General features: G+C 67.2%; 7 protein-coding genes. 6 read left to right on the top strand and 1 reads right to left on the bottom strand.

Annotation, left to right across the window (positions count from 1 at the left end; genetic code table 11):
• Positions 1–7 precede the first annotated feature (7 nt).
• The 4 genes from VFV67_RS35410 to VFV67_RS35395 all read left to right on the top strand — a co-directional run bounded on the left by VFV67_RS35410 (position 8) and on the right by VFV67_RS35395 (position 4,724).
• A complete protein-coding gene (locus tag VFV67_RS35410; protein ID WP_326475088.1) occupies positions 8–772 on the top strand; it encodes a phytanoyl-CoA dioxygenase family protein in 765 nt (254 codons plus the stop codon).
• 36 nt (positions 773–808) lie between these two features.
• Positions 809–2,041: a cytochrome P450 gene (locus VFV67_RS35405; RefSeq protein ID WP_326475087.1), complete on the top strand. Its 1,233-nt coding sequence runs from the start codon at positions 809–811 to the stop codon at positions 2,039–2,041.
• On the top strand, positions 2,026–3,453 hold the full coding sequence (locus VFV67_RS35400; RefSeq protein WP_326475086.1) for an aspartate aminotransferase family protein: 1,428 nt from the start codon (positions 2,026–2,028) through the stop codon (positions 3,451–3,453). The genes VFV67_RS35405 and VFV67_RS35400 overlap by 16 nt, the downstream gene beginning before the upstream one ends.
• 164 nt (positions 3,454–3,617) lie before the next feature.
• A complete protein-coding gene (locus VFV67_RS35395; RefSeq protein WP_326475085.1) occupies positions 3,618–4,724 on the top strand; it encodes a glycine amidinotransferase in 1,107 nt (368 codons plus the stop codon).
• Between the two features lie 15 nt (positions 4,725–4,739).
• Here the strand turns inward: VFV67_RS35395 and VFV67_RS35390 are convergent, their stop codons facing one another.
• Complete coding sequence (locus VFV67_RS35390; protein WP_326475084.1) at positions 4,740–5,963, bottom strand: MFS transporter; 1,224 nt, start codon at positions 5,961–5,963, stop codon at positions 4,740–4,742.
• Between the two features lie 241 nt (positions 5,964–6,204).
• On the opposite strand from VFV67_RS35390, the gene VFV67_RS35385 reads away from it, so the two are divergent.
• Both VFV67_RS35385 and VFV67_RS35380 read left to right on the top strand, forming a co-directional pair.
• Positions 6,205–6,768, top strand: a complete 564-nt coding sequence (locus tag VFV67_RS35385; RefSeq protein WP_326475083.1) for a hypothetical protein — start codon at positions 6,205–6,207, stop codon at positions 6,766–6,768.
• 165 nt (positions 6,769–6,933) lie between these two features.
• Entirely contained in the window at positions 6,934–12,102 is a 5,169-nt protein-coding gene (locus tag VFV67_RS35380; RefSeq protein ID WP_326475082.1) for a hypothetical protein, read from the top strand.
• Positions 12,103–12,132 lie beyond the last annotated feature (30 nt).

Below are 12,132 nucleotides of genomic sequence, written 5' to 3'. Positions count from 1 at the left end.
CTCCGTCATGACACAGGTGATTTCGGAGCAGCTGGAACGCTACGAGCGCGACGGCGTCCTCTACCCCCTGCCGGTTCTCGACACCGGGGAGGTCGCCGCCTGCCAGGCGGCGCTGTTGGAGCTGGAGCAGCGGCTGGACGATCCCAAGTGCGTACCGCAGCTGCACCTCGCCTTCCGCTGGGCCGCCGACCTCGTCACCCATCCGGTCCTGCTCGACGCCGTCGAATCGATCCTCGGACCCGACCTGCTGATCTATGCCACCATGGTGCTCACCAAACCGGCCGGTGACCCGGGGGTGGTCACCTGGCACCAGGACGGCACCAGCTCCGGGATCCACCGCACGCCCAACACGACCGCCTGGATCGCCCTCTGGGACAGCACGCCGGAGAACGGCTGCGTGCGGATGGTGCCCGGCTCGCACCGCAATGCCATCCTCCCGCACGTGCAATCGAGCGAAGTGCATGACATGCGGCGTAACAGCGACGAGGTGGCGGTCGAGGTCGACGAGGCTCAGGCCGTGGACGTTGCCCTGCGCGCGGGCGAGATGTCCCTGCACCACAGCAACATCATCCACAGCTCCAAGGCCAACGGCTCGGCGCAGCGGCGCACCGGCCTCATCGTGCGCTTCATCACGCCGGCGATCGAGGCCATCCCCCGGCCGGTGCTGCGGGCGCGCGGCAGCGGCGACTGCTCGCACCTCACGCTGGTCGCGGGACCGCCTCCGGACGACGGGCTGGAGGCCGGGCTGGACCGTCTGACCCGCTTGAGTTAGGGCGGGTTTCGAAGCCGTTCTGGAAAGAGAACCGCCATGACCGCAACAGGGATCGGTTCCAGCTACGATCCGCTCGGCGCGCACCTCGACGACCCGTACTCGTTCTACGCCCAGGCCCGCCGCGAGGAGCCGGTGTTCTACTCGCCGGTGTTCCAGGCCTGGGTCGTCACCAGGTACGAGGACATCCGCCACGTGCTCACGCACCCCGACGTCTTCTCGTCGGCGAACGCCATCCGCCCGCTGACGGCCACCCTGGCGCCCGAATGCATGGCCGAGCTGGAAAAGGGCTACCCGCTGACCCCTGCGTTGCTCAACACCGACGGCGCGGCGCACGATCGGCTGCGCGCCCCGTTCATCAAGGGCCTCGGGGTCAAGGGGGTGCGCCGGATCGAGCCGTTCATCGAAGCGCAGTTCGACGCGCTCGTCGACGAGATGCTGCCCGCCGGAACCGCCGACTTCATGGAGCACTTCGCCCGTCCGGTGCCGTTTCGGGTCCTCGCCCGGCTCCTCGGCATCGACGAGTCCGACTACCAGGTCGTGTACGACGGCAGCCTTGCCGGCTCACCCCTGCTACGCAGCGGCACCCTGTCCCCGCGGGAGCAGGTCGACCACGCCCGCCGGTTCGTCCGCTTCCAGCACATACTGGTCAGCTACGCGCGGGCGCGGCGAACCGAGCCGCGGTCCGATCTGATCAGCAGCGTCGTCGCCGAACTCGCGCCGAAGGACGCGCCGTTCACCGACGAGCGGGCCTGCGAGCTGCTCTGGAGCCTTTCCGGCGTCATCGGATCGACCAACTCCATGGCGTCGATCCTGGGGACCGGCATGTACTACCTGCTCGCCGACTACGACCGGTGGGCGGCCCTGTTGGCCGGACCGGATCTGATCGACAGCGCGGTCGAGGAGATCTGCCGCTACGACCCGCCCGCGCAGACCTTCCCCCGCATCACCACCCGACCGGTCACCATCGGCGGCGTCGACCTGCCGGAGGGCACGGAGCTCATCGTGATGTTCGGCTCGGCGAACCGGGACGACGCACTGGTCGAACGGGCGCACGAGTTCGACATAACCCGGCGGCGGACGCAGCACTTCACCTTCGGGTACGGCAGCCACCTCTGCCTCGGCGCACCGGTGGTCCGCGCCACCCTGCGGATCATGCTCGAAACCTTCGCCCGCCGGGTGCCGGGGCTGCGCCTCGCCGACGGGCAGCCCGTTCGCTTCAAACCGGCGCTCAACCATCGACAACCGGAGCAGCTGTGGATCACTTGGTGATCAGCCCGGACGAGCGGCAGCGGGCCCACCTCGCCGACCTGGCCGACCGGTACACCCGCCGGACGGCGAACTCGAAACGGCTCGCCCAGCGGTACCGGCGGTTTCTCGCCGATCCTCGGGCCGTCGTGGGTTTCCACAGCGCCACCAAGGAGTTGCTGTACCCGATCGCGGCCCGCCGGACCCGGGGCGCCGTCCTGGAGGACGTGGACGGCAACACCTACGTCGACATCACCATGGGCCACGGCACGCTGCTGTTCGGTCACGAGCCGCAGTTCCTGACCGACGCGGTCAACGCCTACCTGGCCGACGGCATGCGGCTCGGGCCGCGCGGGGAGGAGACCGGGCAGGCCGCCGAGCTGCTGTGCGAGATGACCGGGCTGGACCGGGTCACGTTCGTCACGTCGGGCACCGAGGCCAACTCGGGCGCCTTCCGGCTCGCCCGGGCGTTCACCGGCCGCACCGTGATCGTCACCTTCGAGGGTTCGTACCACGGCCACTTCGACCCGGTGCTCGGACGCCCCGTGCCGGACGGCGCGGCACCGCGCACCGTTCCGATCTCGGCGGGCATTCCCGACTCGGCGGTGTCCGAGTCGCTGGTGCTGACCTACGGCGACGAGGCGAGCCTCGAGGTGATCCGCCGCCACGCCGACCGGGTCGCCGCGGTCGTGGTGGAGCCGGTGCCCAGCCGGCACCCGGAGCGCCAACCCGTGGAGTTCGTGCGGGCGCTGCGCGAGCTGTGCGACCGGCACGGCATCGTGCTGATGTTCGACGAGATGCTGACCGGTTTCCGACCCCATCCCCAAGGTGCGCAAGGCGTCTTCGGGGTTCGGGCGGATCTGGCCACGTACGGCAAGGTGATCGGCGGCGGTTACCCGATCGGGGCGATTGCCGGCCGGGCCGACATCATGGACTGGATCGACGGCGGGTTCTGGCAGTACGGCGACGACAGCGCGCCGCGCGACGACACCATCTTCTTCGCCGGAACCTACATCCAGCATCCGGTGTCGATGGTGGCCGCGCGGACGGTGCTCACCTGGCTGCGGGACCAGGGACCCGGGCTCCAGCAACAACTCAACGCCCGGACCGACCGGTTCGCCGGCACGCTCAACGACTTCCTCGCCGCCGAGGAGTTCCCGCTCCGCGTGCAGCACTTCGGCTCGCTGTTCCGCTTGGTGCACAGGGGAGATCTGGAGCTGTTGTTCAAACACATGATCCTGGAGGGTGTGCACGTCTGGGATCGGCGCAACCTCTTCCTGTGCACCGCGCACACCGAAGCCGACGTGGACTTCGTGATCGATGCCGTCCGCAACAGCCTGTCCGACCTGCGCCGGGGCGGGTTCCTGCCCGGCCGCGCGGCCGCCGTTCTGGAACCTGCTGGCGAATGCAATTCCCGTCCGGGTAACCACGGGTGAGTTTACTAGGTGTTCGTGGTCTCCCTAAGTGAATCTGGCCATTCCGGCCGGATCCCCGCCGTGAACTATTCTTATTAGTTAGGTCCGTGGGTGACGGACGATCACTGGCAGGGTAGTCGCGTAACTATAGTCCCATTTCGCCGCAAGTTCAAGGAGGATCTTTAATGACCGACAGTCCAGTGAGCACCTTTACCGAATGGGACCGCCTCCGAGAGGTCATCGTCGGCGATTTTCGGAACTACACAATTCCTAAAAGCTTGGACGACGTGGAACTCTCCTTCCGCTCATTTTACCACGACAACATATTTCTCGGCGTACAGAAACTTCAGAAATACAAGCTGAACGTTTACGCCGAGGACATGCGCACCTATCCGGAGCGAATCGAAGAGGAGCGTGCGGAGGATCTTGACGGCGTCGCCAAGGTGCTTGAATCCTTCGACGTCACCGTCAAGCGGCCCCTGCCGATGACTACTGTCCAGGAGTTCAAGACACCGGACTGGGTGAACGTGACGACACCCTGCGGGAATGTTCGCGACCAATTCCTCGTCATAGGTGACGAGATCATCGAAACCTCACCGATGATGCGCGGTCGCTACTTCGAGAACGACCACGTCAAGCATCTCTTCCTGGATTACTTCAGGCGCGGGGCCCGATGGACCGTGGCGCCCAGGCCCCGGATGCTCGAGGAATCCTTCGATCGGTCATATTTCAACGAAAGCACGCCAGAATCTGATGCGAACAATTTCGAGATCATGTTTGACGGGGCTCAGTGTCTCAAGCTTGGGACCGACATATTGTTCAACGTCTCAACTCAGAACCACATTCTAGGGGCGATTTGGTTGCAGCGTCACCTTGGTGAGCGTTTCACGGTGCACCAGGTGCGGTTCACGGACCACCATATTGATGGGGTACTACTTCCCCTTCGCCCCGGCACCTTCCTCATACATCGGCGCATATACGAAAAGCGCGATCAGTTGATGCCGCCCGCGCTCCAGAAATGGGACATGATCGTCTTCGCCGATGAGCCGCCCGCCACAGCGGTCGACGCAGAAGTCATGTTGGCCAGCAAGAGCATCAGCATGAACGTCTTCTCGATCGACGCGGAGCGGGTCATGATCAACAAGGATGCCGTAAATACCATTCGAGCGCTCGAGCGCGCGGGATTTACGCCGGTGCCTACCCAGCTTCGACACTCACGGCTGTACGCCGGAGCATTTCATTGTTCAACGCTGGACATCCGCCGCGACGGGGGATTGGAAAGCTACCTCTGAATTTCATCCCTGGAACTACCGGTCAGCAGCCGGCTCCTGCGGGGCCGGCTGGGCCTCCGCAACGGCGGCCCGGCGCAGCGCGGGGATGGCGGCGAGCACCATGAGCAGTGCGCCGGCACCGGCCAGTATGAATACCAGCTCGGCGGAGAACAGGTTGAGGGTCAACCCGGCGAAGCCGTAGGCGAGCAGCCCGGCACTGCGGTGCAGGGCGGTGAAGCTGGCCAGCGCCCGGCCGATCGCGGCCTCCGGTGTGCGCAGCAGCAGCAGCGTTCCGACCGACACCGAGAGCACGCTGGTTCCGACGCCGATCAAGAGGTACAGCGGGAAGGTGGCCGCCAGGGACTGGACCACACCGACGAGCAGGATGCTGGCGGACAGCGTGCCCGCCCCGAGCGGGATGGCGATCAGGATGCGTCGCACGGTGGTCATCCGGCTCGCCACCACGACGCCGATGAGCAACCCGACCGTCTCAACCGTCTGGAGCAGTCCGAACACGAACTCGCTGGCGCCGAAGGTATCCCGGATCAGATAGACCTGCGCCACGAAGAGTATGTGCACCACGATGACGAGCAGGATCGCCAGAATGACCGATGCCGCGAGGGCGCGGTCGGCGAACAGCACGGTGATCCCGTCCCGCAGGCGCAGCTTGCCATCTCTGTTGTCCGGCCGGCGGCGGGTGCGGATCAGCAGCCCGGTGACGCTGATCGCGAGGAACGCGGCCGCGGCAAGCAGCAGGGGAATCCGGGCCCCGCCGGTGAGCCCGGTGAGCAGGCTGCCAATGGCCGGACCGCCGAGGAGGGCGAGGATGTGCCCGCCGTTCTGGACGCTGTTCGCCGCGGCCAGCCGATCGTCGGAGACCATCGCCTTGATCAGCGCGCCGATCACGGGTTGGGCCACCGCGGCGCCGAAGGCGTTCAGCGCGACCAGCGACAGCACCGCGAGCGGATGAGTGACGAACGCGATCAGCACGCAGGTGGCGGACTGCCACACGCCGGTGATGATGATCATTGCGCGGCTGTCGTAGCGGTCGGTCAGTAAGCCGATGACCGGAGCGAGCAGCACGATCGGCAGCGTGCCGGCGAACAGGACGCCGGCGACGACCCCCGAGCCCGCGCCACGCTCGTGCAGGTCAAGCAGCAGGGCGGTGACCGTGACCACGGTGCCGAGCGTGGACATTCCCCTGGCGACGGCGGCGATGTAGACGTCTCTCGGCAGCTTGGTCGAAGGATCCCGAGCCATAATGCTAAATCCCATCCCACCCATCCCATCCCATCGCGCCAGGCGGATTATACTAGGTAGTGCTCGGGATCCCTAAGTGATTCTGGCTATTCCAGCCGAAACCCCGACGTCAACTATTCTCGAAGAACCCCGCCCCCGTTACAAAATATTCCCCGACAGGCCCCACGTTACTCGCCCCGTTCGGTGGCCGGCATTCATTCCTGTGTGGTCACCAGTTGCCGGATATCGAGGTGTGTTTCAGATGTGCTCGCCGCGCACCAGGATCGTGCTCGTCGTACTGGCCGCATTGGCATTGGCGGTGGTCGGCGGCGTGCAGCTGTTCGCCGCACCGAACTCCGAGCCGATGGTCGAGGCCGGTCCGGTGGCCACTATGGACAGTCTGACCACGCAGGTGGAGACCGCCACGTGGACCGAGATGGACCACGACATGTCAGGCACCACACCGGGTTACCAGATGCCGGCGGGCATGATGCCCGGCATGCCGGAGGGCGATGACCAGCGCCTAGCCGTGCAGGTCACGGTGACCAACACGAGTTCGGGCACCCGGCCGATGCGTCCGGCCGAGGAGTTCACGCTCCGCGCAGGCAAGGACGGCAGGTCGATCCCGGCCCAGACGGACACGTTCAGTGAACTGCCCAGGTTGCCGGCCGGCAACGCCGTAAAAGGCATCCTCTTCTTCGACCTCCCGCCGGCCGATCTGGCCGAATCGGCATGGATCGAATGGAAGCGCGGCGACAAAATCACCCGACTGGCGCTGCCGATGGATACAGCGAGTGGCGGCCACGGCCATTCGCATGGCCAATGACCTATATCCCCTAGGGGTATCCTGCCACAATTTCGTCGCCGGCGGCGTTAACTTCACGCCGCCGGTAGATGGGAAAGGGGAAAATTGATGAATTCGTCCGACCATAGTGCCCCTAGGGGTGCTATGCCTCACCTAAGCGGCCGGAGACCCGGCCGCCATCCGGCGTTGCCCCGCGACGTCGATCCCGACACGCCGTCCTTCTCCCCCTCGGGGCAGGAGGGCGGCGTCGTTCTCACGCTGATGGTCGCGCTGCTGGTGACGCTGTCCCGGCATGGCGGTGCGATGCTGTCCGGCGGCGTGCAATCCGCTCACCTGCTGGGCGTGCTGCTGGACTTCACGCTGACCGTCCCGCTGGTGGCGGCCGCGGTCTGGCTGGCCGCGCGGAGCGCGGCGAAGCTCGGCCTGACCGCGGGCTGGGCCGCGCCGCTGTCCACGGCGGCGCTGCTTGCGCTGTTCTTCGTCCCGCTGTTCGCGCCGTTGGCCGCGGTGCTCACACCGCTGCATCAGTGGGTAGGCGTGGCCGGGGGCGAGGCGCATGCCGCCCACCACGCGGTCGCGCTCGACCTGGCCGGGCTCGCCTCGCACGGTTTGGCGAACGCGGCCGCGGCACAGCCGGTGGTGCTCCTCGTGGGCCTGGCCGTGCTGGCGATCGTTGGTCGGCCCACTCAGGCATACGTGCCGGCGCCGCGCGAGGGGCGGCGTCGGCCGGTATACCTGGCGACGGCCTTCCTGGCGGTTCCGTTGCTGGTCGCGGGAACCTTCCTCGCGCCGGTGTCGGTCGGCACCGCCTCGGCCGCCCCACCGGACGAGGTGGCCCCGGCCGCCCATGTCGGTGGCTGCGGCACCGTGCCGGTTCGTTCGTTCAACGTGGTGGCGATCAACGTCGACATCACGGTGAACCGGTTCGGCGACCACGACCCGTGGGGCTTCATGTACGTGCAACGGGAAAAGCTCCCCGAGGTTCGGGCGCAGGAGGCCGCGCTGCGGGCGAACGCGGCGGTCGGCTCGGACGGCAGCGGCGCGAAGGTGTCCACCGGCCTCGGCCAGGACCCGATCCAGCCGCTGATCCTGCGGGCCCGGGTGGGCGAGTGCGTGCAGATCTCGCTCGAGAACCAGCTCACCCAGCCACCACGCTGGGGCCCCGGCATCACCGGGAACCCTGTGGTGACCCAACCCGGTGGGGTGCCGTCGGTCTCGATCGACGTCGCCGGTGTGGCCTTCGACGCCGCGGCCGGTGACGGCGGGCAGGCGGTCGGCAACAACCCGACCAACGTGATGGTGCCACCGGGCGGTTCGCACACCTACCGGTTCTTCCTCGACCCGCTGATGGGCGAGGGGGCCAGGGTGTTCCGCAGCGGCGGCGACTCCACGGAGCTGACCCTGCACGGCCTGTTCGGGGCGATCATCGCCGAGCCGGCCGGGTCGACCTTCCTCGACCCGGACACCGGTGCGGACCGGACGAACGACCGGACGTTCAACAGCTTCTCGGCCATCATCCGGCCGGGCAGCGGCACGGCGTTCCGCGAGTTCGCGATCATGTACCACGAGATCGGCAACGAGATGACCAGCCTGCGGCTGCCGCCGCGGGAGTCTGGCGGCGTGCTTCCGGGCTGCCCCATAGCGAGCGACACTTTCGGGGTCGGTGACCCGTTCCCCATGTCGGACGAGAGTCCGGTGGGCAGCTGCGGCGCCGGTACCGAGAGCTACCGGCCGGGCACCCGGGCGCTCAACTACCGCAGTGAGTCGCACTTCCGCCGGCTGCTGCTGCAGGCGAGCCGCGGGCTGCAGGACCAGGCCTCGATCGACGCGGCCGAGTCGCATGCCTACGGCTCGTACACCAACGGCGACCCGGCGACCCCGATGCCGCGGTCGTACCTCGGTGAGCCGACCAAGATGCGGCTCATGCACGCCGGTGCGTCGACGCTGCACGTGCACCACCTGCACGGCGGTGGAGACCGTTGGCCGTTGAACCCCAACGCGGTGGCCAACAACTTCGCCGGTGGCCTACAGAAGAACCCGCCGAACAACGCCTCGTCGGTGATGCTGGACTCGCAGACCCTCGGCCCGGGCGAGAGCTACGACGCCAGGATCGAGTGCGGAGCCGGCGGCTGCCAGCAGGCGGCGGGCGACTTCCTGTGGCACTGCCACATCGCCCACCACTACATCTCGGGCATGTGGTCGTTCTGGCGGGTGTTCGACACCAGACAGTCCAACCTGGCGGTGATCCCCGGCAGATCGGCACCGCCGACCGCGGTCAACTCGCAGGGCCTGGTCGGCCGGACCATCGAGGGTAGAACCGTCATCGCGTCTGGTACCCCGTCGAGCAGCCAGGTGCTGCTGTCCGATCTGGTCGAGCGCCAGATCCCGCCGCGCGGCGTTCGGCTCAACAACAACGACGCGACGGTGTGGGACTGGCAGCGGACCGGCAACGTGTACCAGGGCGAGCCGGAGACGACGCAGGTCTGGCCGAACTACCAGTCGCCGACACCCGGCGCGAGACCGGAAATCCAGTTCAACCCGAACAACGGGAGGCCGGCCTGGCCGATGCTGAGACCCCATCTCGGCATGCGACCACCGTTCTCCGGAGCGGGGCACACCGGCACCGCCTGGCTGGGCGACACCACGTCGTCGACCAGACCCGACGGCCTGTGTCCGGCCGGCGCCCCGGTGAAGACCTACAACGTCACCGGGATCAGCGTTCCGATCAGGATGACCCACCGGGAGACCGATGCCAACGGCACGGTGTTCGTCCTCAACGAGGAAAAGCAGCGGGTGCTCGACGACGCCAGAAACGGTGTGAAGGCGCCGGATCCGCTGACGATCCGGTCCAACACCGGGGACTGCGTCGCGCTCACCCTCACCAGTGAGATGGATCCGGTCCGGCAGCCCAAGGTGAACATGCACACGCACTTCGTGCAGTTCGACCCACAGAGCTCGGACGGCGTGATCACCGGCTTCTCCTACGAGCAGTCGGTGTACCCCAACCAGTTGGAGGCCCGCACCATCACCACGGCGACGGCGGCCAACGCGACCCAGGTCGCGGTCACCAACGTCACCAACCTGCGGACGGGCATCTTCATCGCCGTCGGCAGCGGGCGGGCGAACATCGAGATCCGCAGGATCACGGCGATCAACGGCACCACACTCACCCTCGACCGTGGGCTCGGTTCCACCCACGCGGCGGGCGAGCCGGTGTCCGTCGAGTTCGTACAGTCCCGCTGGTACTCCGATGTGGACAGTGGAACGGTGTTCTGGCATGACCACGTCAACGGCATCCAGTCGTGGGCGCACGGTCTGTTCGCGGCGCACATCATCGAGCCGCGCGGCTCGACGTACCACAACCCGCAGACCGGTGCCGAGGTCCGCAGCGGCACCATCGTCGACATCCGAACCACCAACACCGTCGGTGGGGGGGTGCGCGGCGCGTTCCGGGAGTTCATGGTCTTCCTGCACAACGGTCGCCGCGGTAGAGCAGAGCTGAACAGAACCGACCTCGGCCGCATAACCCGCAACGCCGGGCAGGAATGCGAGGAAGCCTCGATCAACCTGAGAGCGGAGCCGATCGGCGAACGAACACCGCCGGGCACGAACACCATGCAGAGACAGGAGTTCAGCGGCGCGCAGCTGTGCCGCAACGCGACCAGCCGGGTCAACGATCCGACGGCCGCGAACACGGTGACCGCGACGGTGACCGCGGTCGACCCGTACGTGTTCTCCTCGGTCAAGTACGGGGATCCGCGAACGCCGCTGTTCCGGGCGTACGCCGGTGATCCGGTGGTGATCCGTACGATCGGGCTCGGTGAGCGGATCGAAGCGCTGCGGTTCCAGGGTCACCGGTTCGCCAGAGAGCGGTTCAACAACGATGGTGAACTGGTCGACGCCGCGACCACCGGCATATCGGAACGGTTCGACTACGTCCTGGACGGAGGTGCGGGTGGTCCGGCACGCATGGCCGGCGACTACCTGTACTACAGCACCCGCAACTTCGCCTTCGAATCCGGGGGGTGGGGCATCTTCAGGGTGCACGACCGGCGGCGATCGGACCTGCAGCCGCTGCCGGACCGGACCGCACCGCCGAGCGGGACCGGCTTCCCGCTGTTGACCCCGGCCACCGGTGACACGCAGACGACACCCGGCCCGAACCCGCCGGCTCCGTCGTCGAGCAACGTCACGTCGTCGGCGAACCCGTGCCCGAGCACGGCTCCGACGCGCAGCTACGACGTGTCGGTCTTCAACCAGACACTGCCGACGGCCCCCCAGGCCGATACCAACGGCATCATGTACTCGTTGACGTCCGACATGGCTGCCATCAGAGCCGGCACGAAACGGGCCGAACCGTTGGTGCTGCGGGTGAACCAGGGCGACTGCCTACAGGTGACCCTGCGGAACCAGATCGCGGCCGGCACGCTGTACGGAGGTACCAGAGCCGGGTTCGATCTCGGGAAGTTGTTGTACAACCCGCAGACCTCGGCGGGCACCGCGGTCGGGCTCAACCCCGACACCTCGGTGGCCGCGGGTCAGACGATCACGCTGCGGTTCATGGCCGACCGGCAGCTCGGTACATCGGTGTTCCAGAACCTGGGCAGCACGGCGTCCATGCGGCACGGCGGCTACGGCCAGGTGATCGTGGAACCCCGGGGTGCGACGTGGTTCGACAGTGCCACGGGTGCCCAACTCGGCGCGACGAGGACCGCCAGCCAGGCGATCATCCGGGCGTCGAGTGGGAACTTCCGCGAGTTCAACGTGAGCCTCAGCACCAACGCCCAGCACTTCACCCGAAGTATCCACGAGTACCACGACGTGGTTGCTGGGGCTGGTAAGCCCACGGACTTCCCGATATTCAACACGTTCCCGCTGGCCACCGCGCCGGTGTTCACCAACATCAACTACTCCAGCGCGCCGTTGACGACGCGCCTGGGGTTGACGACGTCGCCACCGAACCCGGACCCCGCCTGGGAGTTCGCGTTCAGCTCGACCCAGTTCGGTGACCCGGCAACGCCGATCTTCCGGGCGAACGCCGGCGATCCGATCGTGATGCGGCTGAGCATCGGCGCTTCCGACAGCTTCCACATGTTCTCCGTCGGCGGGCACATCTTCCCGCAGGACCCGAACATGTGGAACGGCGGAAGCGACCGGCGCTCGCAGTTGCTGCCCACCCGGGCGTTCACGGCGGGTGAGACCGGCGAGATCGAGTTGGTCGGCGGTGCCGGTGGCACCACCCGGGCGACCGGCGACTACCTGTACGGCGACATGCGCCAGGCCTTCGCCGAAGCCGGTGCGTGGGGCATCTTCCGGGTGCTTCCGGCCGGGTCGCCAGGCCTCGGCGGACTCTGATGATCAGGCTCTGGTAGCCAGAAAGGAGGT

The organism is Actinophytocola sp., from assembly GCF_035762905.1.
In the GTDB taxonomy this organism is placed as follows: Bacteria; Actinomycetota; Actinomycetes; order Mycobacteriales; family Pseudonocardiaceae; genus DASYTH01.
Note: the sequence above shows the minus strand (reverse complement) of the source record. Positions and strands in the feature narration are given on the sequence as shown.